We start from the raw sequence: 24,381 nt of genomic DNA on the forward strand, positions 1-24,381 counted from the left end.
AAACTAACTCACCTTCCAGTTAGTTAAACAGATTAAAATAGTATAAGGAATATTATTTTATTCCCCTATTTTAGAACGCAACGAAATCCCTAAGTCAATTATACCTAAGATTGTCACAAGAGGAAACAGCATCGGAATAAACATGCATACAATAAAACTAATAATAGGAACCCCTTTAGTAAAACCTTTTCTATACGCTAAAAAGGAAATGAATGTCAGCCCTTGCAATACAAGCAATAGTGCAAATATGACATATAGGTTAGAAAATACCATATGTAAATATGATGTTGGATCTACTTTTATAAAAGTTGCTAACAAAATAAATATAACGTAATACCAAACAATACTCTTTGGTAATTGTAGATCTTTAAATTTAGGCCAAGGTATAATGTCATGTTTTAACTTTTTCAAAACACTACCTGATATTATCACTGTAATCCAAGAAAAACATACTGAAACTAGAACAAGTATACTTGGAAATAACGATTGTAATATATCATTCATTTGTGTAAGTAACTCTTTTTGTTCCTTACTAATCGGCATACCTATAGCACTTACTATCTTTTCACTTTGCACCATACTTTCACTAAACACACTTTGCATTTGCTTCATTATATCTATGTTGAAAAACTTTATACTCGCAACATAAATAAGTACAAAACCAATTAAGTATGCAAGCGTCCCCGCTATTAAGATTTCCACTGGCTTTTTTCTTGTTTTATACATATACCCTAAAACAATCCCTATCAATCCAAACATAGTTGTCTTCACTAAATTCATAGGTTGACTCACAATAATAGTAACAAAAAGTGCTGCTACAAAAATCACGAGCACATTAGATAGTTTATATCTTATCGTTAATAGTATAAATGGTAACGGCAACACAAAAGTTACAACAGTACCTAAAATCGGAACATACATAGATATAAGCAATAAAATTACATATATAGCTAATAACGCTGCGCCTTCTGTAATAAACTTTGTTTGTTTCACATTTTAACCTCTCTTTCAAAAAAGAAAAGCATAGCAAAATGCACAGTAGAGTCCGACTCTACTGTGCATTTCATACGCTATTATTCACCAACATATGGTAAAAGTGCCATTTGACGAGCACGTTTAATTGCAACTGTAAGTTTGCGTTGGTATTTTGCGCTTGTCCCTGTTACACGACGAGGTAAAATTTTACCACGCTCAGAAACGAAACGTTTTAATAAATCAACATCTTTATAGTCAATGCGAGTGATGCCGTTAGCTGTGAAGAAACACACCTTACGACGTTTCGCACGTCCACCTTTGCGTCCTGCCATGTCTATTTCCCTCCATTCTTTGTTAAAACTAACAAATTTACTGTATTAGAACGGTAAATCGTCGTCGGAAATGTCGATCGGTTGACCTACATTTGAAAATGGATCGTCATTCTTCGTAAATCCAGAGTTCCCTTGATTACCTTGGTTACCTGAATTACTAGATTGACCAAATGGGTTAGAGCCTTGGTTACCGAAACCAGCTCCTGATGGTTGCTGATTGAATGAACCACGTTGCTCCCCACCGCCATTACGCGGCTCTAAAAATTGTACGCTTTCCGCAAGAACTTCTGTTACATATACACGTTTACCGTCTTGTCCATCGTAATTACGAGTTTGAAGACGTCCATCTACGCCTGCTAAGCTTCCTTTTTTCAAATAATTTGCTACGTTTTCTGCTTGTTTACGCCATATTACACAATTAATAAAGTCAGCTTCACGCTCACCTTGTTGATTCGCAAATGCGCGATTCACAGCTAACGTAAAAGTAGCTACTGCAACACCATTGGGCGTGTAACGTAAGTCAGGGTCCTTAGTTAAACGACCAACGAGGATAACACGATTCATCAATCGAACCACTCTCCCTTATATATCAATTATTTTTCTTCTTCTTTAACAACGATATGACGAAGGATGTCTTCGTTGATCTTAGCTAAACGGTCGAATTCGTTAATCGCTTCTGCGTTAGAGTTCACGTTTAAGATCATGTAGAAACCTTCACGTAAGTCGTTGATTTCGTAAGCTAAACGACGCTTACCCCACTCTTTCGTGTTAATGATTTCTGCACCATTGTTTGTTAAAACACCTGCAAAACGTTCAACTAAAGCTTTTTGAGCTTCTTCTTCAACGCCAGGACGAATGATGTACATAATTTCGTACTTTCTCATTACACTTTCACCTCCTTTTGGTCTAAACGGCCCATAATGGGCAAGGAGCAATTAATTTATAGTAATTACTCACGAGTTTAGATTATATCATAGTAAGTTATATGAATCAACTCACCAATACATAAAAAACTTGGCAAACATATAATATATTCGCCAAGCTCATATCTTTATTTTTCCTAGGAAATATTAGATTAAACGTTAAAACGGAAGTGCATAACATCTCCGTCTTTTACGATATACTCTTTTCCTTCTAAACGTACTTTTCCAGCTTCTTTTGCAGCTGTCATAGAACCGTTTGTCATTAAGTCATCGTAAGAAACTGTTTCTGCACGAATAAATCCACGCTCAAAATCTGTATGAATAACACCAGCACATTGTGGTGCCTTCATACCTTGTTTAAATGTCCAAGCACGTACTTCTTGAACGCCAGCTGTAAAGTAAGTAGCAAGTCCTAATAAGTCATATGCTGCACGAATTAATTGATCTAAACCAGACTCTTCAATACCTAGTTCTTCAAGGAATACTTTTTTCTCTTCCTCGTCTAATTCAGCGATTTCTGATTCGATTTTTGCACATACAACGATTACTTGAGAATTTTCATTTTCTGCAAATTCTTTTACCATTTGTACGTATTTATTTTCTGAAGGATCAATAACATCGTCTTCACTTACGTTCGCTACGTATAACATTTCTTTTGTTGTAAGTAAATGAAGGCCTTTAACAATCTTCATCTGCTCTTCTGTAAATTCAACAGTACGAGCCGGTTTCCCCTCTTCAAAAGCCTCTTTTAAACGAACTAAAATTTCATGCTCATATACAGCTTCTTTATCTTTTTGTCTTGCTAATTTCGCAACACGCTCGATACGCTTATCAACAGACTCTAAGTCCGCTAAAATTAGCTCTAAGTTGATTGTTTCGATATCATCAATTGGATCTACTTTCCCTGAAACGTGCGTAATATTTTCGTCTTCAAAACAACGAACAACTTGGCAAATTGCATCTACTTGACGAATGTGAGATAAGAATTTATTCCCTAAACCTTCACCTTTACTAGCACCTTTTACGATACCTGCAATATCAGTAAACTCAAATACAGTCGGAACAGTCTTTTTCGGTTCTACTAATTCCGTTAATTTATTTAAACGCTCATCTGGTACTTCTACAATCCCTACGTTTGGATCAATTGTACAGAATGGATAGTTTGCAGATTCTGCTCCTGCTTGTGTAATTGCATTAAATAAAGTGGACTTACCTACGTTAGGTAATCCAACAATCCCAGCCGTTAATCCCATATTTTTCACTCCTATGTCTCAATCTTTCATCATTATAGATAGTAACGAAAAAAATGACAAGTTTCCGCCAAACGAAAAAAAGTAACAGTTACCTACTGTAACTGTTACTCTCCCTCTATTCTTCGTGCTTCACAAGTATTTTTTTCACCTTACGATCAAACTCTCTTCGAGTAATCATTACTGAATGGTCACATCCCTCGCACTTAATGCGGATATCCATTCCCATACGAATAATTTTCCAACGATTCTCGCCACATGGATGTGCTTTCTTCATTTCCACAACATCGTACAAGTTATATTCCTTTTGCTCCACTCTTCAAACTCCTCTCCATACTAAATTGCTTTTCCACTAACCAATTCTTCACGATTGTATAAAACCATACGTGGATATGGAATTTCAATTCCATGTAAATCAAGACGATTTTTAATCTCTTTACGAAGTGCCCTTGCAATAACTGCATGTTGCATCGGCTCTACTTCAGCGATAACGCGTAATATAACTTCTGATGCAGCTAACGTTTGCACACCTAATAATTGAGGTGTTGTTACCATTTTTTCATACTTTGAAGGTAACTCTACTAATAAATCTTCAATAACCTGTTCTGCTTTCGCAATATCAGCCTCATATGAAATAGATACATCAACAAACGCTACACTATTACTAACTGAATAGTTAGTAACTTGAATAATACTTCCATTTGGTAAAGTATGAATTTCACCTGTCCAACTCTTTACTTTCGTTGTACGAAGTCCAATTTCTAAAACGACTCCTTCAAATTGACCGATTTTAACATAATCGCCAACTGAAAACTGGTCTTCTAGCAAAATAAATAAACCTGTAATAACGTCTTTCACTAAACTTTGAGCACCAAATCCGACTGCTAAACCAATTACCCCAGCACCCGCTAATAAACCTGATGCATTAATATCAAACACACCTAAAATCGCAATTAGCATAATGAACATAACAACATACGCTACAATATTTTCAAGTAATTTCGCCACTGTAACTGTACGACGTTCTGAAATTTGAATTGGAGAACGACTCCCCATACGAAACGCATTTCGTACAACCGCTCTTGCAATTCGCACAACAACTGCACCAATTGTTAAAATAATACATATTTTTAATGTCGCAACTCCAATATGAGCCCAACGATCAGCATCTAATAAATACTGTTTCGTAGAATTAAACCACTTCGTTAATAAATCCATGTACCTCTACCTCTCTAGCTAAAATTTCTTTTTAGTTATCCTTATTATTGTATCAGAAGTCCTCTAATTGCTGAAAAAATTTTATGATTTTAATCCTATTTTATCCCCGCCATTCAGGTATAAAATGGAACGAATATATATATACTAGTACTATTATTTCCGTTTTCATTCACATTTTGCAAAAATTACGCACTTATAGCTTTCCATTTTTCTCACCATATAACATATATTGAAAATTTATTAAAAGGATGGGTGCTTCATGAACATTGGAAGTTTTCGCTTACCATTTTTTGAGAAAGAAACTCAAAACGTTATGCACCAAGATCTAGAAGCCTCTGAGATAATCAGTAATTTCTTACTTACCCATATTCCTATTAAAACTAATATACCACTCATTCTCGTTTGTATCGGAACAGATCGTTCTACAGGTGACGCACTCGGCCCGTTAGTTGGTACAAAACTTGAACAAATAGACATCAAAAACCTCCAAATATTCGGTACACTAGATGAGCCAGTACATGCACTAAATTTAGAAGAAAAAATTCAGAATATACAGAAAAAACATCCTACTGCATTTATAATTGCTGTTGATGCATGTTTAGGAAAGTCCCAAAATATTGGGTCAATCACTACTGGAAAGGGTCCTAGTAAACCGGGTGCTGCTATGAATAAGAAATTACCTGCAGTTGGTGATCTGCATATACACGGTATCGTCAATCTAAATGGGTTTATGGAGTTTTTCGTTCTTCAAAATACAAGATTAAGTTTAGTCATGAAAATGGCTGATGTAATCGCACAAAGTATAAAAGAGACGGATCAAAAATTATCCGCATTAAAAAAAGCAAACCATCTATAAATAATAAGATGGTTTGCTTTTTAATTTTTCTGTGCTAATAGTTCTAAAATACGATTTAAATCTTCTTTATTAAAAAATTCAATTTCGATTTTACCTTTTTCTTTTTTCGTCTCTTTAATTTTCACATCTGTGCCAAACTTTTCTCTTAAGAACGTTTCACGTTCTACGAAAAATATATTTCGCTCTTTTTTCACTTTTTTTGTTTCACGTGAAACGTGTTGATTAATCTCTTGGACGATTTTCTCTAATTGACGAACATTTAATCCTTCTTTTTCAATGCGTTTCAATAAGGACTTCAATTGTTCTTCGTCTTTTATCGTAAGTAAAGTTCTCCCATGAGCCATTGAAAGTTGACCATTTGCAATCATATCTTGGACGAACGAAGGGAGGCTTAATAACCGAGTATAATTTGCAATGTAAGGTCTGCTTTTGCCAAGACGTTTCGCTAATTGTTCTTGCGTTACATTTAGCTCATTCATTAACATCTGGTATGCCATTGCCTCTTCCATAGGATTTAAATCTTCTCGTTGTAAGTTTTCTAACAAAGCAAATTCCATCATTTGCTGTTCAGTTAATTGTCTTACAACCGCAGGTACCTTTTCTAAACCAGCCTCTTTTGCAGCACGAAATCGTCTTTCACCTGCAACGATTTCATATCCTTTAATACTCTTTCTAGCAATTAATGGTTGTAGAATACCGTGTTCCTTAATCGAAATTGCTAATTCCTGAATAGCCTCTTTATTAAAGTGTTTACGCGGTTGATATGGATTTGGCCTTAATTCAGTTACAATAATCTCCTGAATTGTTTCCTCTTCTTTCACATCTAAATCAGGAAAAAACACATTAATTCCTCTTCCTAATCCTTTAGCCACCTGCAATCACTTCCTCTGCTAAATCTATATATACTTCTGCTCCTCTTGATTTAGCGTCATACTGCATAATAGGTTTCCCATGACTTGGAGCCTCGCTCAAGCGTACATTACGCGGAATAATCGAGCGATATACTTTATCCCTAAAATACTTTTTCACTTCATCTATAACTTGGATCCCTAAATTTGTACGAGCATCCAACATTGTTAACAATACGCCTTGAATTGCTAAATTTTTATTTAAATGTTTTTGTACAAGTCGAACTGTATTTAATAGCTGACTTAATCCTTCTAGTGCATAATATTCACACTGTACAGGAATAATAACAGAATCTGCTGCTGTTAATGCATTAATCGTTAATAACCCTAAAGACGGGGGACAGTCGATAATAATATAATCATATTCATCACGAACTGGCTGTAATGCTCTTTGCAAACGTACTTCCCGGGAAATAGTCGGTACCAATTCAATTTCAGCACCAGCCAATTGAATTGTAGCGGGTAGAACATCTAAGTTTTCAGTTGCGGTTTTCTGTATAACCCCTTGAACATCTGCATCTTCCACAAGAACGTTGTAAATACATTGATCTAATTCAGATTTTTCAATTCCCACACCAGTCGTTGCATTTCCTTGAGCATCAATATCTACAAGAAGGACTTTTTTACCTACTTGCGCCAATCCAGCCCCTAAATTAACAGATGTTGTGGTTTTTCCAACACCGCCTTTTTGATTAGCAATAGCAATGATTTTTCCCATGATGTCACCTACTTTCAACCTTTCTATCTTATTCTAGTAACAATTACGTTTATTGTAACATGAAATAAAACTTTTTCTTTTACGTCCTTTATTAAACTTCAAAATTTATTTCTAAACTCCTTCTTCATTTAACAAGAAAATATAGTAAAAGAGACCTCTCCAATAGGATAAGGTCTCTAACACGTCATTATTATTTTTTCTTTGGAATTTTAATTGTAATTTGATAGTACTCATCAAATTCTTCTTCCTCAGAATTAACATTTAAACCACTTTCAGTAACCATTTGTAAAGATTGTCTAATTGTATTCATAGCAATCCTCGTATCTCGACTTACTGCTTTTTGCTTTGCCTTACGCTTCGGTTTTGCTTCCTCTAGTAACTTCGCAATTCGTTCTTCTGTTTGCTTTACATTCAGTTGTTTCTCCACAATTTCCTGTAAAACCTTCAGTTGTAATTCCTCATTTTTTAAAGGAATGAGAGCGCGGGCATGACGTTCTGTAATGCTTTTTTCTAATAATGCACTTTTTATTTCTTCAGGCAACTTTAACAATCGCAACTTATTTGCGATTGTAGATTGTCCTTTTCCAAGTCGTTGTGCCAATGCTTCTTGTGTTAAATTATGTAACTCAATCAGCTTTTGATATGCCACAGCTTCCTCGATTGCCGTTAGTTCCTCACGTTGCAAGTTTTCAATTAAAGCTACAGAAGCTGTCTCTGTATCATTTAAGTTCTTTATAATTGCAGGAACCTTTTCCCAACCTAACTTTGTTGCCGCGCGAAAACGTCTTTCTCCAGCAATAATCTCATACTTATCGTCCTCATATTGCCTTACAACAATCGGCTGAATAAGTCCATGTGTACGAATCGTTAATGCTAGCTCATCAATACGCGCATCATCAAAAACTGTTCTTGGTTGATAACGGTTAGGGGTAATATTTACTATCGGAATTTCTTGTATTTCCTCATATACCTTTTTATCTATCTCTTCATGGCTTTCGTCTTGTAATTCGAATTCGCTCTCTTTATCTCCAAAGCCAAATAAACGAGAAAACGTATTTTTCATACATATTCCACCACCTTTTAGGCCTATTGACTATTCTCAATAAAATGTTTCCTATGAAACATTTACGTTTTCATTTATATAATTTAATCTTACGTCTAATAAGATTTATTTTTCAATAGGTAATTTATTGGGTGTTCCCGGTTTGCGTGGATATTTCTTTGGTGTCTTGCGCTTTTTCTCGATTAATAAAATATTACGTTCACTCTCTTCAAACGGTAATTGGAACGTAGACATCTCTTTTAACTCTCCGCCTAGAACCTCTAAAGCATACTTGCCATTTTCGATTTCTTCGTTTGCTGCTGCACCTTTCATTGCAATGAATGTTCCTCCAACTTTTACAAGTGGTAAACATAGCTCACTTAATACAGAAAGACGCGCAACTGCACGTGCCATTACAATATCGTATGATTCACGTACACCTTCTTTTTTCCCAAATGTTTCAGCACGATCATGACAAAATGCAACATCACTTAATTCTAACTTTTGTGCTAAGTGATTTAAGAAATTAATACGTTTTTGCAATGAATCTACAATTGTTACTTTTAAGTGCGGGAAACAGATTTTTAAAGGAATACTTGGGAATCCAGCCCCTGCACCAACATCACAAATTGAGAATGGTTTTGAAAAATCATAATAAAAAGCAGCTGTAATGGAATCAAAAAAGTGTTTTAAGTATACTTCTTCTTTTTCTGTAATAGCCGTTAAGTTCATTTTTTCATTCCACTCTACTAATGTTTCAAAGTAGATTTTGAACTGCTCTAATTGTCTAGAAGAGAGGGTGATTCCCTTCTCTTCTAGCATAGATTGAAATTGTTCTATGTTCATCTAGCAATATCTCCTTACTATGTTATTGGTTCGATACGCGCGCAATTTTTCCTTGTTCTATATACACAAGTAAAATGGAAATATCCGCTGGATTTACGCCAGAAATACGTGAAGCCTGCCCCATTGAAAGTGGACGAACATCTTTCAATTTCTGTCTAGCTTCTGAAGCAAGGCTAGAAATCGCGTCATAATCAATATCTACAGGGATTTTTTTACTCTCCATTTTCTTCATTCGCTCTACTTGCTGTAAAGATTTTTCAATATATCCTTCGTACTTAATCTGAATTTCAACTTGTTCTGTAACTTCATCACTTAATTCTACTTCACTTGGTACTAAAAGATGAATATGCTCATATGTCATCTCTGGACGACGTAATAAGTCACTTGCACGTATTCCATCTTTCAATTCACTTCCGCCAATATTGCGAATTAATTCTTGAACTTCAGGACGTGGTTTAATAATAATGCTGCTTAAACGTTCCTTTTCCTGTTCAATTTGTAATTTTTTATTTGTAAATCGCTCATATCGCTCTTCTTTAATTAATCCAATTTTACGACCAACTTCAGTTAAACGAAGATCAGCATTATCGTGGCGTAATAATAGACGGTATTCTGCACGAGACGTTAATAAACGATATGGTTCATTTGTACCTTTCGTTACAAGATCATCAATTAAGACACCAATATAAGCATCCTCGCGGCCTAAAACAACTTCTTTTTTACCTAAAGAACGGCATGCTGCATTAATCCCAGCCATAAGCCCTTGTCCTGCCGCCTCTTCGTAACCAGAAGTTCCATTAATTTGTCCTGCTGTATATAAATTTTTAATCTTTTTCGTTTCAAGTGTTGGCCATAATTGTGTTGGCACAATTGCATCATATTCAATCGCATAACCTGTGCGCATCATTTCAACATTTTCTAGGCCTGGAATTGTTCTAAGCATGTCACGTTGTACATCTTCTGGTAGGCTTGTGGATAAACCTTGTACATATACTTCTTGTGTATTACGCCCTTCTGGCTCTAAGAAAATTTGATGACGTGGTTTGTCATTAAATCTTACTACTTTGTCTTCAATAGAAGGACAGTACCTAGGGCCTGTTCCTTTAATCATACCAGAATACATAGCTGAACGATGTAAATTTTCATCTATTAAACGGTGTGTTTCTGTACTTGTATATGTCAACCAACATGGAATTTGATCCATAATAAATTTCGTTGTTTCAAAAGAGAACGAACGCGGCTTATCATCACCTGGTTGAATTTCTGTTTTACTGTAGTCAATTGTATTACTGTTTACACGCGGAGGTGTCCCTGTTTTAAATCTAACAAGATCAAATCCGAGCTCCTCTAAATGCTCAGATAATGTAATAGACGGTTGTTGATTATTTGGACCGCTTGAATATTTTAAATCGCCCATGATAATCTCGCCACGTAAAAATGTTCCAGTGGTAATTACAACGGTTTTCGCTGTATATTCTGCACCAGCTTGTGTAACTACCCCTTTACATATACCTTCTTCAACGATTAAACGCTCTACCATTCCTTGGAACAACGTTAAGTTTGGTGTTTCTTCAATTGTTTTCTTCAATTCATGTTGGTAAGAGAATTTATCAGCTTGCGCTCGAAGTGCACGTACAGCTGGACCCTTACCTGTATTTAGCATACGCATTTGAATATGAGTTTTATCAATATTACGTCCCATTTCTCCGCCTAATGCATCAATTTCACGAACAACAATCCCTTTTGCTGGTCCACCAACAGAAGGGTTACATGGCATGAATGCTACCATATCTAAGTTAATTGTTAACATTAATGTTTTTGAGCCCATTCGTGCTGCCGCAAGACCAGCTTCACATCCTGCATGACCTGCACCGATTACTATGACATCGTATGAACCGGCATTGTATCCCATTGTTTATTCCTCCTAATAATCTCTATCTTTCTAAAACATCACTATATTATTTTCCTAAACAAAATTGAGAGAACAACTGGTCAATTAGGCTTTCATGGACTGTGTCACCAGTAATTTCACCAAGTATTTCCCACGTTCTTGTTAAATCAATTTGCACCATATCAATTGGTACACCATTTTCTATTGCCTCAATTGCATCACCGATTGTTTGTCCCGCTTGTGTTAATAATCCAATATGTCTCGCATTAGAAACATATGTCATATCTGTAGAATCGATTGTTCCTTCAAAGAATAAATCAGCTATTGCCTTTTCGAGTTCATCTATTCCTTGTTCCTCAATTAAGGATGTTGTAATAACACGATTTCCCTCGGCTAACTCTGTAACACGTTCCATATCAATCGCTTGCGGTAAATCAGTTTTATTCACAATAACAATAAAGTCTTTTCCTTGTACCGCATGGAATAGATCTTCATCCTCATTTGTTAAAGCCTCGCTATAGTTGACAACAACTAATACTAAATCTGCTTGGCTCATCATTTCTTTTGAACGCTCCACACCAATTCGTTCAACAACATCTTCTGTCTCACGAATACCGGCTGTATCTATAAGTTTAAGAGGTACGCCACGCACATTAACGTACTCTTCAATAACATCACGAGTTGTTCCTGCAATATCAGTTACAATTGCTTTTTTCTCCTGAACAAGGCTATTTAATAACGATGATTTTCCAACATTAGGCCTACCGATAATTGCTGTAGCAATACCTTCACGTAAGATTTTCCCTTGTTTTGATGTTTCTAATATTTTTTCGATTTCCGAACGAACATGCGTTGCTTTCTCAATTAAAATATTATGTGTCATCTCTTCTACATCATCGTATTCTGGATAATCTATATTTACCTCAACATGAGCTAATGTTTCTAATATTTCTTGACGTAAGCGACCAATTAATTTAGATAATCGCCCTTCCATTTGATTAATTGCTACATTCATCGCACGATCTGTTTTTGCTCGAATCAAATCCATAACAGCTTCTGCTTGTGATAAATCGATACGTCCATTTAAAAAAGCACGTTTTGTAAATTCGCCCGGTTCTGCCAATCGTACTCCTTGCGCTAGAATAAGTTGCAATACTTTATTTACTGAAACAAGTCCGCCATGACAGTTAATTTCCACTATATTTTCACGTGTAAAAGTCCTCGGTGCGCGCATAATAGACACCATAACTTCTTCAATAACTTGATTTGTATCTAAATCAACGATATGACCATAATGAATAGTATGAGAAGAAACCTCTGTTAAATCCTTCCCTTTAAAAATACGGTCAACTTTCTCAACCGCATCATCCCCACTTACTCGAACAATGGCAATTGCACCCTCTCCAAGCGCTGTGGAAATCGCAGCAATTGTATCAAATTCCATGTCCTTTCACCTCACTTGCTTATTTATCTCTATTTCAACATGATTATTTCTTTCACTAAATTATTAGGATACCATAACGAACCTATCTACAAAAGAAGAATAACTCATTTTATTATATCCCCATGTAAAAAACACTAAACTTATTCACAGTGGATAAGTTTAGTGTTTTTTAGTTATCCACATCTATTTTTCGCTCAAAAAAACCGGCACTCATTTGAGCAACCGGTCATTTAGGAGATATTACAACATGCCGATGTGGTTCATTTCCTTCAGAAGTTGTTTTGATACCTTGATGATTTGATAATGCCTGATGAATAATTTTTCGTTCAAAAGATGGCATCGGTTCTAAAATAACTCTTTTTTTCGTATTAGATACTTGTTTCGCTAATCGATAAGAAAGTGATTCTAACGTACTTTTTCTTTTACTACGATAATTTTCAGCATCTAGTGTAATACCGATATACTGCTTCGTGTTACGATTTGCGACAAGTTTTGTTAAATACTGTAAAGAGTTCAATGTATTACCTCTTTTTCCAATTAAAACTCCTACATCATCACCAGAAATTGTAAATTCAATCTCGCGTCCTTTTACAATTTTACTAATTTCAACTTCCACACCCATATTGTGAATAACATTTCTTAAATATTCTTCACATTCCTGAATTGGATCTTTCTTCAATACAACTTCTACTATTGCAGGACGATTCCCAAATAAACCTAAGAACCCTCTTTTACCCTCATCGACAATATTTATATCTACTCGATCTTTTGATGTGTTTAATTGCCTTAAAGCATCCTCTACTGCCAGCTCGACTGTTTGTCCTTTAGCAGTAATTATACTCACTTGCTTGAGCCTCCAGCTTTGTTAGCCTTAATCTCTGGCCCTTTGATAAAGTACATTTGAGCAATACCAAAGATATTACCAACAACCCAGTAAAGTGATAATGCAGCTGGGAAGTTAATTGCAAAGATTAAAATCATAATCGGCATAAGCCAAAGCATCATTGCCATTTGCGGATTTTGACCAGCTGTTCCTGCCATTGCAAGCTTTTGCTGAATAAATGTCGTAATTGCCGCAACAACTGGTAAGATATAGAACGGATCTGCCTGTCCTAAATCAAACCATAAAAATGTATGTTCACTAATTGCTGTTGTTCTCATAATCGCATGATAAAACGCGAATAAAATAGGCATCTGAACAAATATCGGTAAACATCCTGCCAATGGATTTACACCATTCTTTTGATATAACTGCATCATTTCTTGTTGTAGTTTTTGCTGCGTTGCTTGATCTTTAGAACTATATTTCTCTTTTAACTTCACCATTTCTGGTTGTAACGCTTGCATTGCCTTTGTACTCTTCGTTTGTTTAATCATTAATGGTAATAATGCAAAACGAATGATAAGAGTTGTAATAACAATTGCTAAACCGTAATTACTGTTAAATAAGTCGGCAAAATACGTGATTAACTGAGAAAGTGGATATACGAAATATTCATTCCAAATCCCAGTACTTTTCGATGTAATCGGCTGACCCGTTTCACTACAACCGGTGGCAATCGCCATTAATGCAACGACCATGGCTAGTAAACCTAATTTCTTTTTCAAAGCCTACTCCTCCTTGTATCGGTATGTATATAGTGTAATTCATTTCCTTACGCTACTTTTTTATTCTTTTCATACCAGAGCGTTTAAAGACATGAATTAAGCTTTTCTTTACTTCTTCATATGTCATCTCTGCACAAGGCTTCCTTGCTATTATAACAAAATCTTTTCCAGAATCTATCTCATCTTTTAACTCTGTAATAGCCTGACGGACCATGCGCTTAATTCGATTACGAACTACTGCATTTCCTATTTTTTTGCTAACAGAAAGGCCGATGCGAAAGTTTGGCTGTTCTTCTTTATCTAATTGGTATACAACAAACTGACGATTCGCATTTGATTTTCCTTTTTGAAAAACCGCCTGGAATTCATCATTCTTCTTTATACGATGTTTTTTCTTCATATCAATTGACACTCCTGTATTTCATCAGCGGAAATTCACTATTATTAGAAAAAAAGACCACTGAACGATCAGTGGTCTACGCAGATAATACTTTTCTTCCTTTACGACGACGAGCTGCTAGCACTTTACGTCCGTTCGCTGTGCTCATACGGCTGCGGAAACCATGTACTTTGCTGCGCTTACGTTTATTTGGTTGGTAAGTTCTTTTCATTATATGACACCTCCCTGAGGAATATCTGTTAAAGACAGTCCTATAAATTATAGTTAATTAACTAGGAAAATGTCAATGGTTCTAGAAATTTTCATCAAATATTCATTTTGAACCTATTCACATACTTTTTCACAGCATCTATATTTCCTTGTGGATAAATGTTTTTTCACGTTTTTTATATCCACAAACTTTTTCCCCACTTTTACACAGTATATCGTGTTGTGGACAAGTTTATTCCACAAGGTATTGATTTTGTGGATAACTTTCTTAAATTCATTGCTATAGCCACTTTTTTTTGATATTATAGTTGTGTTTTCACTTTGAATAAGTTTTCCACACCTTTATCTTATCCACAATTTGTGTATAACATGTGGACAGTTTTAATCACATGTGGGTAAATAGTTGTCCACATTTGCTTTTTTTGTCGAAAACCCTATCTCATATACAAACGACGTTTTTAGGTTTTAAAATACGTTTCGTATAAATATACATTTTATATTTATTAGGTTGTACATTTGTTGCGCAACCTTATTCTTTTACCATCTTAGTAAAGGAGGGACACCTTTGGAAAATATCTCTGATTTATGGAATAGTGCCTTAAAAGAATTAGAAAAAAAGGTAAGCAAGCCTAGTTATGAAACATGGTTAAAATCAACAACGGCTCATAACTTGAAGAAAGACGTATTAACGATTACAGCTCCAAATGAATTTGCTCGTGACTGGCTAGAATCTCATTACTCAGAACTAATTTCGGAAACACTATACGATTTAACAGGGGCAAAATTAGCAATTCGCTTTATTATTCCCCAAAGTCAATCGGAAGAGGACATTGATCTTCCTCCAGTTAAGCGGAATCCAGCACAAGATGATTCAGCTCATTTACCACAGAGCATGTTAAATCCAAAATATACATTTGATACATTTGTTATCGGCTCTGGTAACCGTTTTGCCCATGCAGCTTCATTAGCTGTAGCCGAGGCGCCAGCTAAAGCGTATAATCCACTCTTTATTTACGGGGGAGTTGGGCTTGGAAAGACGCATTTAATGCACGCAATTGGTCATTATGTAATTGAACATAATCCAAATGCAAAAGTTGTATATTTATCATCAGAAAAATTCACGAATGAATTTATTAACTCTATTCGTGATAATAAAGCTGTTGATTTTCGTAATAAATATCGCAACGTAGATGTTTTATTGATAGATGATATTCAATTTCTTGCTGGAAAAGAACAAACTCAAGAAGAGTTTTTCCATACATTTAATGCATTACACGAAGAAAGTAAACAAATTGTAATTTCTAGTGATCGACCACCAAAAGAAATTCCAACTTTAGAAGATCGTCTTCGTTCTCGCTTTGAATGGGGACTTATTACAGATATTACGCCGCCAGATTTAGAGACACGAATTGCAATTTTACGCAAAAAGGCAAAAGCTGAAGGGCTTGATATACCAAATGAAGTTATGCTTTATATCGCAAATCAAATTGATTCAAATATTCGTGAATTAGAAGGTGCACTTATCCGAGTTGTAGCTTATTCATCTTTAATTAATAAAGATATTAATGCTGATTTAGCAGCTGAAGCACTTAAAGATATTATTCCAAATTCTAAGCCGAAAATTATCTCTATTTATGATATTCAAAAAGCTGTCGGAGACGTTTATCAAGTAAAATTAGAAGATTTTAAAGCGAAAAAACGCACAAAATCAGTTGCGTTTCCTCGCCAAATTGCAATGTATTTATCACGCGAACTTACGGATTCCTCTTTACCAAAAATAGGTGAAGAATTTGGTGGACGTGATCATACAACAGTTATCCATGCCCATGAAAAAATTTCTAAACTACTAAAAACCGATACGCAATTACAAAAGCAAGTTGAAGAAATTAATGGTATTTTAAAGTAGTAGCTGAATAGTGTGAATAACTTACCTTGTTTTACGCACAGTCTATCCACATGTAGATAGACTGTTTTTACATCCTTCAAAGGGGTTATCCACATATCCACAGGCCCTATTACTATTACTACTATTTTTTATCTTTATTAATTAAATAAAATCTTATACTTACCGGAGGTTTTTCTTTATGCGTTTTACAATACAAAAAGACTATCTTGTAAGAGGTGTACAAGATGTAATGAAGGCAGTTTCTTCTCGTACAACAATCCCTATCCTTACGGGAATTAAAGTTGTAGCTACTGAAGAAGGGGTTACATTAACAGGAAGCGATGCTGATATTTCTATTGAATCGTTTATTCCAGTCGAAGAAAATGGAAAAGAAATCGTAGAAATAGCTCAATCAGGAAGCATTGTTTTACAAGCAAAATATTTTAGTGAGATTGTAAAAAAACTACCTAAAGATACTGTCGAAATTTCTGTGGAAAATCATTTTATGACAAAAATAAAATCTGGAAAATCAGAATTTAACTTAAATGGTTTAGATTCTGCAGAATATCCGTTATTACCACAGATTGAAGAACATCATGTATTTAAGATACCAACAGATTTACTTAAGCATATGATCAGACAAACTGTATTTGCAGTTTCTACTTCTGAAACAAGACCAATCTTGACAGGTGTAAACTGGAAGGTATATAACAGCGAGTTAACTTGTATTGCAACAGATAGTCATAGACTAGCACTTCGAAAAGCGAAAATCGAAGGACATAATATTGCAGATGAATTTCAAGCTAATGTTGTTATCCCAGGTAAGAGCTTAAATGAATTAAGTAAGATTCTAGATGAGTCTGAAGAAATGGTGGATATCGTTATTACGGAGTATCAAGTATTATTCCGTACAAAACATTTATTATTCTTCTCAAGATTGTTAGAAGGAAATTATCCAGATACAACACGTTTAATTCCAGCAGAGAGTAAAACGGATATTTTTGTGAATACAAAAGAATTCCTACAAGCGATTGATCGTGCTTCACTATTAGCGAGAGATGGTCGCAATAACGTTGTCAAATTATCAACTTTAGAGCAAGAAATGCTAGAGATTTCTTCGAATTCACCAGAAATCGGAAAAGTTGTCGAAGAAGTACAATGTGAAAAAGTGGATGGAGAAGAGTTAAAAATATCTTTTAGTGCAAAATATATGATGGATGCATTGAAAGCCTTGGATAGTACAGAGATTAAAGTTAGTTTTACTGGGGCGATGAGACCGTTCTTAATTCGTACAGTAAATGATGATTCAATTATTCAATTAATTTTACCAGTTCGTACTTACTAGGTAAGGAATAAGGGTTGCTAGTTTAAAGATGCTAGTGGCCCTTATTTGATTTTTGGGTATTACTTTCCTAATGTTAGTTTATTTAGTACAATGAAAGAATGAACACTTTCAGAAAGTGAGCGATTTTATGAAACATATTAAAATTTCAACAGAGTATATTACACTAGGACAATTTTTAAAGTTAGCTGATGTAATTGATACAGGTGGCGCTGTAAAATGGTTTTTACAAGAATATGAAGTGTACGTGAACAACGAACTTGAAAATAGAAGAGGTCGCAAACTATATGCGAATGATGTTATTGAAATTCCAGGAAGCGGAACTTTCCAAGTTCAGGCATAAAGGGGGAGCCCTTTGTTTATTTCAGAAATACAATTAAAAAACTATCGCAATTATGAAAAATTAGAGCTTTCCTTTGAAGATAAGGTAAATGTAATTATCGGCGAAAATGCACAAGGGAAAACAAACTTGATGGAAGCTATTTATGTTTTAGCGATGGCGAAATCTCATAGAACCTCTAATGATCGCGAACTTATCCGCTGGGATGAAGAGTTTGGTCAAATAAAAGGGAAATTACAAAAAAGAAACAGTTCTTTGTCTTTGGAATTAAATATTTCGAAAAAAGGTAAAAAGGCAAAATTAAATCAACTTGAACAACAAAAGTTAAGTCAATATATTGGCGTGATGAACGTTGTCATGTTTGCCCCAGAAGATTTAAATCTTGTAAAAGGAAGCCCTCAAGTAAGAAGACGCTTTTTAGATATGGAATTAGGACAAATAGCTCCTGTATATTTGTATGAATTAAGTCAATATCAAAAGGTGCTCACGCAACGAAATCACTTGTTGAAAAAAATGCAAGGGAATAGTAAGAATGAGGAAACGATGTTGGATGTATTTACCCTTCAACTAATTGAGCATGGTGCAAAAATACTGCAAAAACGTTTTGAATTTTTGCATTTGCTACAGGAATGGGCAGCTCCAATTCATCGCGGTATAAGCCGTGGATTAGAAGAGTTAGAAATTGTCTATAAACCAAGTGTAGATGTATCAGAATCAATGGATTTGTCGAAAATAAAAGAAGTATACTATGAAAGTTTTCAATCTGTGAAACAACGTGAAATTTTCCGTGGTACGACTTTAATTGGTCCTCATCGTGATGATTTACAATTCTTCGTTAATAGTAAAAATGTTCAAGTCTTTGGTTCGCAAGGACAACAACGAACGACCGCACTATCCCTAAAATTAGCTGAAATTGAATTAATTTATTCAGAGGTTAAAGAATATCCAATCCTTTTACTGGATGATGTTTTATCAGAATTAGACGATTATCGTCAATCACATCTGTTAAATACAATTCAAGGAAAGGTGCAAACATTTGTTACAACGACGAGTGTCGACGGAATTGAACACGAAACATTAAAAGATGCGAAAACAATTCATGTAACGAACGGCACGGTAGATTGTGAAATAGATAGGGCATAAACCCCTGTTTAAATGGAAAAGTAGGTGATCTTTGTGTCAATGGAACAAAAACAAATGCAAGAAAATGCATATGATGAAAGTCAGATACAGGTACTTGAAGGACTAGAGGCAGTTCGGAAACGTCCGGGTATGTATATTGGATCTACGAGTGGGAAGGGACTTCACCACCTTGTATGGGAGATTGTCGATAATAGTATCGATGAAGCGTTAGCAGGATATTGCGATGAAATTAACGTTAGTATCGAAGAAGATAATAGTATTCTTGTAACGGATAATGGACGTGGTATTCCAGTTGGTATACAAGAAAAAATGGGACGTCCTGCAGTAGAGGTTATTATGACTGTCCTCCACGCTGGTGGTAAATTTGGCGGTGGCGGTTATAAAGTTTCTGGTGGTTTGCACGGTGTTGGTGCATCTGTTGTAAATGCCTTATCAACAGAATTAGAAGTATTTGTACATCGTGATGGCAAAATCCATTACCAAAAATACGAAAGAGGTATTCCGGTTGCAGATTTAAAAGTCATCGGTGATACAGATAAGACTGGAACAATAACTCGCTTTAAACCGGATCCAGAAATTTTTAAAGAGACGACAGAATATGAATTCGATACGCTAGCGACTCGTATGCGTGAGTTGGCGTTTTTAAATCGTAATATTAAATTAACAATTGAAGATAAACGTGAACATAAGCAAAAGAAAGAGTTCCACTATGAAGGTGGAATTAAATCATATGTTGAACATTTAAATCGTTCAAAACAACCAATTCATGAAGAGCCTGTATATGTAGAAGGTTCAAAAGATGGTATTCAAGTTGAAGTTGCGCTTCAATATAACGAAGGATATACAAATCATATTTACTCATTTACAAATAATATTCATACGTATGAAGGTGGTACACATGAGGTAGGATTTAAAACTGCCTTAACACGTGTGATTAACGATTATGGTCGTAAAAATAACATTTTAAAAGATGCGGATAGTAATTTGACTGGTGAAGATGTTCGTGAAGGTTTAACAGCAATCGTGTCAATTAAACATCCAAATCCACAATTTGAAGGGCAAACGAAGACGAAACTTGGAAATAGTGAAGCGAGAACGATTACGGAGTCAGTATTCTCTGAGGCTTTTGAAAAATTCTTACTGGAAAATCCCAATGTTGCACGTAAGGTTGTAGATAAAGGGACGATGGCAGCACGTGCGCGTGTAGCAGCTAAAAAGGCTCGTGAGCTAACTCGCCGAAAGAGTGCTTTAGAAGTTTCAAGTTTACCAGGGAAATTGGCAGATTGTTCTTCTAAAGATCCAGCAATTAGTGAAATTTATATCGTAGAGGGTGACTCTGCGGGTGGATCTGCAAAACAAGGACGCGATCGTCATTTTCAAGCAATTTTACCGCTGAAGGGTAAAATTATTAATGTTGAAAAGGCACGCTTAGATAAGATTTTATCAAATGATGAAGTTCGTACAATTATTACGGCGATTGGTACAAATATTGGTGGGGACTTCGATATCGAAAAAGCACGCTATCATAAAGTTATTATTATGACCGATGCTGATGTTGATGGTGCGCATATTCGTACCCTATTATTAACGTTCTTCTATCGTTATATGCGTCAAATAATTGAGTGTGGATATATATATATCGCACAGCCACCTTTGTTTAAAGTGCAACAAGGTAAAAAAATTCAATATGCTTATAATGATAAAGAACTTGAAAAAATATTAGCTGAGTTACCAGCCCAGCCGAAACCAGGAATTCAACGTTATAAAGGTCTTGGAGAGATGAATCCAACTCAGCTATGGGAGACGACAATGGATCCAGAAGTACGTTCGTTACTTCAAGTTTCCCTTCAAGATGCAATAGAAGCAGATGAAACATTTGAAATTTTAATGGGTGATAAAGTGGAACCGCGTCGTAACTTTATCCAAGAGAATGCAAAATACGTGAAAAACCTTGATATTTAAATGAGTAATGACAGGAATCTAAGTATTCCTGTCTTCTACATATAAATCAATGTATGTGTAACGGAAATGTAAGAGGAGGTGCTCGTTGATGTCAGACAATCAACAACAAGCACGAATTCGAGAAATTAATATTAGTCATGAAATGCGTACCTCATTTTTAGATTACGCAATGAGTGTTATCGTATCTCGTGCATTACCAGATGTTCGTGATGGATTAAAACCTGTGCATCGTAGGGTTTTATATGCGATGAATGATTTAGGAATTACAGCTGATAAAGCGTATAAAAAATCAGCACGTATTGTCGGTGAAGTAATCGGTAAGTATCACCCTCATGGAGATTCAGCCGTTTATGAAACAATGGTACGTATGGCGCAAGATTTCAGTCAACGTTATATGCTTGTAGATGGGCATGGTAACTTCGGTTCTGTAGATGGAGATTCAGCAGCGGCAATGCGTTATACAGAGGCAAGAATGTCTAAGATTTCTATGGAATTAATACGTGATATTTCAAAAAATACAATTGATTACCAAGATAACTACGATGGTTCGGAAAGAGAGCCGATTGTATTACCAGCGCGTTTCCCTAATTTATTAGTAAACGGTACGACAGGTATTGCAGTTGGTATGGCAACAAATATTCCGCCGCATCAACTTGGCGAAGTAATTGATGGTGTGTTGGCATTAAGCCATAATCCAGATATCACTATCGCGGAATTAATGGAATATATTCCTGGACCAGACTTCCCGACATCAGGTTTAATCTTAGGGCGAAGTGGCATCCGTAGAGCTTATGAAACAGGACGAGGTTCTATTATGCTTCGTGCCAAAGTTGAAATTGAAGAGAAATCAAATGGTAAACAATCTATTATCGTAACGGAACTACCTTATCAAGTTAATAAGGCACGATTAATTGAAAAAATCGCAGAATTAGTTCGCGATAAGAAAATTGAAGGTATTACAGATTTACGTGATGAATCAGACCGAAATGGTATGCGTATTGTCATGGAAGTACGTCGTGACGCTAATGCAAACGTACTATTAAACAATCTATATAAACATACAGCACTTCAAACAAGTTTCGGTATTAATATGTTGTCTCTTGTAAATGGAGAGCCTCAAGTACTAAACTTAAAACAAAACTTATATCATTATTTGGAACACCAGAAGGTAGTAATCCGTAGACGTACTGCTTATGAATTAGAAAAAGCAGAGGCACGTGCCCATATTTTAGAAGGATTACGAATTGCTTTAGATCATCTTGATGAAGTTATTACGTTAATTCGTAGTTCAAAAACGGCTGATATTGCAAAGCAAGGCTTAATGGAACGTTTCGGTTTAAGTGAGAAACAAGCGCAAGCGATTTTAGATATGCGTCTGCAACGCTTAACTGGATTAGAACGTGAAAAAATCGAGCAAGAATATCAAGACTTAATGAAATTAATTGCTGAATTAAAAGCGATTTTAGCAGATGAAGAGAAAGTTCTTGAGATTATTCGTGAAGAATTAACAGAAGTAAAAGAGCGTTTCAATGATAAGAGACGAACAGAAATTACAATTGGCGGTATGGAATTTATTGAAGATGAAGATTTAATTCCTGAGCAAAACATTGCGATTACGTTAACTCATAACGGTTATATTAAGAGGTTACCAGCTTCTACGTACAAAACACAGAACCGTGGGGGACGTGGTGTACAAGGAATGGGTACGAATGATGATGACTTTGTTGAACACTTATTAACAACGTCTACTCATGATCATATTTTATTCTTTACAAACAAGGGTAAAGTATACCGTACGAAAGGATATGAAATCCCAGAGTATAGTCGTACTGCAAAAGGGCTACCAATTATTAACCTATTAGGGGTAGATAAGGGTGAGTGGATCAATGCCATTATTCCAATTCGTGAATTTGGTGACGACCAGTTCTTATTCTTTACAACGAAACAAGGTATTTCTAAGAGAACGCCACTTTCATCATTTGCAAATATACGTACAAACGGTTTAATTGCAATTTCGCTTCGTGAAGAAGATGAAGTGATTTCTGTACGTTTAACATCTGGCGATAAAGATATTATCGTAGGGACAAGCAACGGTATGTTAATTCGCTTCAATGAACAAGATGTACGTTCTATGGGCCGTAATGCAGCTGGTGTAAAAGCTATTACATTAGGCGAAGAGGACCAAGTAGTAGGTATGGAAATTGTTGAAGAAGATACGAATGTTTTAATTGTAACGAAAAACGGGTATGGTAAGCGTACTCCAGTTGAAGAGTATCGACTACAAAGCCGTGGTGGTAAAGGTCTTAAGACTTGTAACATTACAGATAAAAACGGTAAGTTAGTAGCGGTTAAGTCTGTAACAGGTGAAGAAGACATCATGCTAATTACAGCCGCAGGCGTTATTATTCGTATGCCAGTTGATCAAATCTCTCAAATGGGACGTAATACACAAGGTGTTCGTCTAATTCGTTTAGAGGATGAGCAAGAGGTAGCGACAGTAGCAAAAGCACAGAAAGATGAAGAAGAAGAATCTAATGAAGAGGTTTCTTCTGAAGAATAAGAGGGGGATTTTCCCCCTCTTATTTTTTTATAATAATACTTGCATAGTAATAGAAAAGTCTATATAATAGGCAGAGTCAGCAAATGAGAGATACAAATTATCTTGAAAAACTTGTTGACTTTTATAATATACTATGATATATTATAAAAGTCGCTGAAACGCGATATTGAACTTTGAAAACTAAACGAAACAAACAACGTGAAACGTCAATTTTTATTTTTAGATGCTAGACAAACTAACTTTATTGGAGAGTTTGATCCTGGCTCAGGATGAACGCTGGCGGCGTGCCTAATACATGCAAGTCGAGCGAATGGATTGAGAGCTTGCTCTCAAGAAGTTAGCGGCGGACGGGTGAGTAACACGTGGGTAACCTACCCATAAGACTGGGATAACTCCGGGAAACCGGGGCTAATACCGGATAACATTTTGAACCGCATGGTTCGAAATTGAAAGGCGGCTTCGGCTGTCACTTATGGATGGACCCGCGTCGCATTAGCTAGTTGGTGAGGTAACGGCTCACCAAGGCAA

24 protein-coding genes and 1 rRNA gene are annotated in these 24,381 nt (G+C 35.6%); 8 read left to right on the forward strand and 17 right to left on the reverse strand.

Going from position 1 to position 24,381, the window contains the following annotated elements; genetic code table 11:
* Positions 1-57: 57 nt before the first annotated feature.
* From BM089_RS24680 to BM089_RS24710, 7 genes are all read right to left on the reverse strand, one after another.
* Positions 58-993 carry a YybS family protein gene (locus BM089_RS24680; RefSeq protein WP_090978347.1) on the reverse strand — a complete coding sequence of 312 codons (936 nt, stop codon included), beginning with the start codon at positions 991-993 and terminating at the stop codon, positions 58-60.
* 80 nt (positions 994-1,073) lie between these two features.
* Positions 1,074-1,307: a 30S ribosomal protein S18 gene (rpsR, locus tag BM089_RS24685; RefSeq protein ID WP_000918873.1), complete on the reverse strand. Its 234-nt coding sequence runs from the start codon at positions 1,305-1,307 to the stop codon at positions 1,074-1,076.
* A gap of 45 nt (positions 1,308-1,352) precedes the next feature.
* The gene (gene ssb / locus BM089_RS24690; RefSeq protein ID WP_002094213.1) at positions 1,353-1,874 is read right to left on the reverse strand and encodes a single-stranded DNA-binding protein; all 522 of its coding nucleotides are present in this window, start codon (positions 1,872-1,874) and stop codon (positions 1,353-1,355) included.
* 26 nt (positions 1,875-1,900) lie between these two features.
* A complete protein-coding gene (gene rpsF, locus BM089_RS24695; protein ID WP_001233781.1) occupies positions 1,901-2,191 on the reverse strand; it encodes a 30S ribosomal protein S6 in 291 nt (96 codons plus the stop codon).
* Between the two features lie 191 nt (positions 2,192-2,382).
* Positions 2,383-3,483, reverse strand: a complete 1,101-nt coding sequence (ychF, locus tag BM089_RS24700; protein WP_000524670.1) for a redox-regulated ATPase YchF — start codon at positions 3,481-3,483, stop codon at positions 2,383-2,385.
* A 115-nt stretch (positions 3,484-3,598) separates the two neighbouring features.
* Positions 3,599-3,796: a DUF951 domain-containing protein gene (locus tag BM089_RS24705; protein WP_000435486.1), complete on the reverse strand. Its 198-nt coding sequence runs from the start codon at positions 3,794-3,796 to the stop codon at positions 3,599-3,601.
* 20 nt (positions 3,797-3,816) lie between these two features.
* On the reverse strand, positions 3,817-4,698 hold the full coding sequence (locus tag BM089_RS24710; protein WP_000365115.1) for a mechanosensitive ion channel family protein: 882 nt from the start codon (positions 4,696-4,698) through the stop codon (positions 3,817-3,819).
* 259 nt (positions 4,699-4,957) lie between these two features.
* Between BM089_RS24710 and yyaC the strand changes: the two genes are divergently transcribed.
* The gene (gene yyaC / locus BM089_RS24715; protein WP_001020709.1) at positions 4,958-5,554 is read left to right on the forward strand and encodes a spore protease YyaC; all 597 of its coding nucleotides are present in this window, start codon (positions 4,958-4,960) and stop codon (positions 5,552-5,554) included.
* A 20-nt stretch (positions 5,555-5,574) separates the two neighbouring features.
* Here yyaC and spo0J read toward each other — a convergent pair whose 3' ends face one another.
* The 10 genes from spo0J to rpmH all read right to left on the reverse strand — a co-directional run bounded on the left by spo0J (position 5,575) and on the right by rpmH (position 14,622).
* Entirely contained in the window at positions 5,575-6,426 is an 852-nt protein-coding gene (gene spo0J / locus BM089_RS24720) for a stage 0 sporulation protein Spo0J (protein WP_078400658.1), read from the reverse strand.
* Positions 6,419-7,180 carry a sporulation initiation inhibitor protein Soj gene (gene soj, locus BM089_RS24725; RefSeq protein ID WP_000516114.1) on the reverse strand — a complete coding sequence of 254 codons (762 nt, stop codon included), beginning with the start codon at positions 7,178-7,180 and terminating at the stop codon, positions 6,419-6,421. Before soj ends, spo0J begins: the two co-directional genes overlap by 8 nt.
* A gap of 190 nt (positions 7,181-7,370) precedes the next feature.
* A complete protein-coding gene (noc, locus tag BM089_RS24730; RefSeq protein ID WP_000799016.1) occupies positions 7,371-8,243 on the reverse strand; it encodes a nucleoid occlusion protein in 873 nt (290 codons plus the stop codon).
* 105 nt (positions 8,244-8,348) lie between these two features.
* Entirely contained in the window at positions 8,349-9,068 is a 720-nt protein-coding gene (gene rsmG, locus BM089_RS24735) for a 16S rRNA (guanine(527)-N(7))-methyltransferase RsmG (RefSeq protein ID WP_001019628.1), read from the reverse strand.
* A 22-nt stretch (positions 9,069-9,090) separates the two neighbouring features.
* Complete coding sequence (gene mnmG, locus BM089_RS24740) at positions 9,091-10,980, reverse strand: tRNA uridine-5-carboxymethylaminomethyl(34) synthesis enzyme MnmG (protein ID WP_090978349.1); 1,890 nt, start codon at positions 10,978-10,980, stop codon at positions 9,091-9,093.
* A 46-nt stretch (positions 10,981-11,026) separates the two neighbouring features.
* Positions 11,027-12,403: a tRNA uridine-5-carboxymethylaminomethyl(34) synthesis GTPase MnmE gene (mnmE, locus tag BM089_RS24745; protein ID WP_000393762.1), complete on the reverse strand. Its 1,377-nt coding sequence runs from the start codon at positions 12,401-12,403 to the stop codon at positions 11,027-11,029.
* A gap of 226 nt (positions 12,404-12,629) precedes the next feature.
* Positions 12,630-13,247, reverse strand: coding sequence for an RNA-binding cell elongation regulator Jag/EloR (gene jag / locus BM089_RS24750; RefSeq protein ID WP_090978351.1), 618 nt, complete (start codon positions 13,245-13,247; stop codon positions 12,630-12,632).
* Positions 13,244-14,011: a YidC family membrane integrase SpoIIIJ gene (gene spoIIIJ / locus BM089_RS24755; RefSeq protein ID WP_000727740.1), complete on the reverse strand. Its 768-nt coding sequence runs from the start codon at positions 14,009-14,011 to the stop codon at positions 13,244-13,246. Before spoIIIJ ends, jag begins: the two co-directional genes overlap by 4 nt.
* Positions 14,012-14,063: 52 nt before the next feature.
* On the reverse strand, positions 14,064-14,411 hold the full coding sequence (rnpA, locus tag BM089_RS24760) for a ribonuclease P protein component (RefSeq protein WP_000726621.1): 348 nt from the start codon (positions 14,409-14,411) through the stop codon (positions 14,064-14,066).
* Positions 14,412-14,487: 76 nt separating this feature from the next.
* Positions 14,488-14,622, reverse strand: a complete 135-nt coding sequence (gene rpmH, locus BM089_RS24765; protein ID WP_000831901.1) for a 50S ribosomal protein L34 — start codon at positions 14,620-14,622, stop codon at positions 14,488-14,490.
* A gap of 564 nt (positions 14,623-15,186) precedes the next feature.
* On the opposite strand from rpmH, the gene dnaA reads away from it, so the two are divergent.
* From dnaA to BM089_RS24800, 7 genes are all read left to right on the forward strand, one after another.
* Entirely contained in the window at positions 15,187-16,527 is a 1,341-nt protein-coding gene (dnaA, locus tag BM089_RS24770; RefSeq protein ID WP_000428028.1) for a chromosomal replication initiator protein DnaA, read from the forward strand.
* A 178-nt stretch (positions 16,528-16,705) separates the two neighbouring features.
* Complete coding sequence (gene dnaN / locus BM089_RS24775; RefSeq protein WP_001212886.1) at positions 16,706-17,851, forward strand: DNA polymerase III subunit beta; 1,146 nt, start codon at positions 16,706-16,708, stop codon at positions 17,849-17,851.
* A gap of 127 nt (positions 17,852-17,978) precedes the next feature.
* Complete coding sequence (yaaA, locus tag BM089_RS24780; RefSeq protein ID WP_000680510.1) at positions 17,979-18,191, forward strand: S4 domain-containing protein YaaA; 213 nt, start codon at positions 17,979-17,981, stop codon at positions 18,189-18,191.
* A 12-nt stretch (positions 18,192-18,203) separates the two neighbouring features.
* Positions 18,204-19,331, forward strand: coding sequence for a DNA replication/repair protein RecF (recF, locus tag BM089_RS24785; protein WP_000470755.1), 1,128 nt, complete (start codon positions 18,204-18,206; stop codon positions 19,329-19,331).
* A gap of 39 nt (positions 19,332-19,370) precedes the next feature.
* Positions 19,371-21,293, forward strand: a complete 1,923-nt coding sequence (gene gyrB / locus BM089_RS24790; RefSeq protein ID WP_000435980.1) for a DNA topoisomerase (ATP-hydrolyzing) subunit B — start codon at positions 19,371-19,373, stop codon at positions 21,291-21,293.
* An 88-nt stretch (positions 21,294-21,381) separates the two neighbouring features.
* Positions 21,382-23,853, forward strand: a complete 2,472-nt coding sequence (gyrA, locus tag BM089_RS24795; protein WP_001282866.1) for a DNA gyrase subunit A — start codon at positions 21,382-21,384, stop codon at positions 23,851-23,853.
* A gap of 241 nt (positions 23,854-24,094) precedes the next feature.
* A 16S ribosomal RNA gene (locus BM089_RS24800) occupies positions 24,095-24,381 on the forward strand; the annotation flags it as partial.

Source organism: Bacillus sp. 5mfcol3.1 (genome assembly GCF_900114335.1).
Lineage (GTDB): Bacteria > Bacillota > Bacilli > Bacillales > Bacillaceae_G > Bacillus_A > Bacillus_A thuringiensis_S.

Excerpts from the sequence above, each read along its gene's own strand:
- rpsR (WP_000918873.1), bottom strand. The coding sequence starts at position 1,307 with ATGGCAGGACGCAAAGGTGGACGTGCGAAACGTCGTAAGGTGTGTTTC.
- rpsF (WP_001233781.1), bottom strand. The coding sequence starts at position 2,191 with ATGAGAAAGTACGAAATTATGTACATCATTCGTCCTGGCGTTGAAGAA.
- ychF (WP_000524670.1), bottom strand. The coding sequence starts at position 3,483 with ATGGGATTAACGGCTGGGATTGTTGGATTACCTAACGTAGGTAAGTCC.
- BM089_RS24710 (WP_000365115.1), bottom strand. The coding sequence starts at position 4,698 with ATGGATTTATTAACGAAGTGGTTTAATTCTACGAAACAGTATTTATTA.
- yyaC (WP_001020709.1), top strand. The coding sequence starts at position 4,958 with ATGAACATTGGAAGTTTTCGCTTACCATTTTTTGAGAAAGAAACTCAA.
- soj (WP_000516114.1), bottom strand. The coding sequence starts at position 7,180 with ATGGGAAAAATCATTGCTATTGCTAATCAAAAAGGCGGTGTTGGAAAA.
- noc (WP_000799016.1), bottom strand. The coding sequence starts at position 8,243 with ATGAAAAATACGTTTTCTCGTTTATTTGGCTTTGGAGATAAAGAGAGC.
- rsmG (WP_001019628.1), bottom strand. The coding sequence starts at position 9,068 with ATGAACATAGAACAATTTCAATCTATGCTAGAAGAGAAGGGAATCACC.
- mnmG (WP_090978349.1), bottom strand. The coding sequence starts at position 10,980 with ATGGGATACAATGCCGGTTCATACGATGTCATAGTAATCGGTGCAGGT.
- mnmE (WP_000393762.1), bottom strand. The coding sequence starts at position 12,403 with ATGGAATTTGATACAATTGCTGCGATTTCCACAGCGCTTGGAGAGGGT.
- rnpA (WP_000726621.1), bottom strand. The coding sequence starts at position 14,411 with ATGAAGAAAAAACATCGTATAAAGAAGAATGATGAATTCCAGGCGGTT.
- rpmH (WP_000831901.1), bottom strand. The coding sequence starts at position 14,622 with ATGAAAAGAACTTACCAACCAAATAAACGTAAGCGCAGCAAAGTACAT.
- dnaN (WP_001212886.1), top strand. The coding sequence starts at position 16,706 with ATGCGTTTTACAATACAAAAAGACTATCTTGTAAGAGGTGTACAAGAT.
- yaaA (WP_000680510.1), top strand. The coding sequence starts at position 17,979 with ATGAAACATATTAAAATTTCAACAGAGTATATTACACTAGGACAATTT.
- gyrB (WP_000435980.1), top strand. The coding sequence starts at position 19,371 with ATGGAACAAAAACAAATGCAAGAAAATGCATATGATGAAAGTCAGATA.
- gyrA (WP_001282866.1), top strand. The coding sequence starts at position 21,382 with ATGTCAGACAATCAACAACAAGCACGAATTCGAGAAATTAATATTAGT.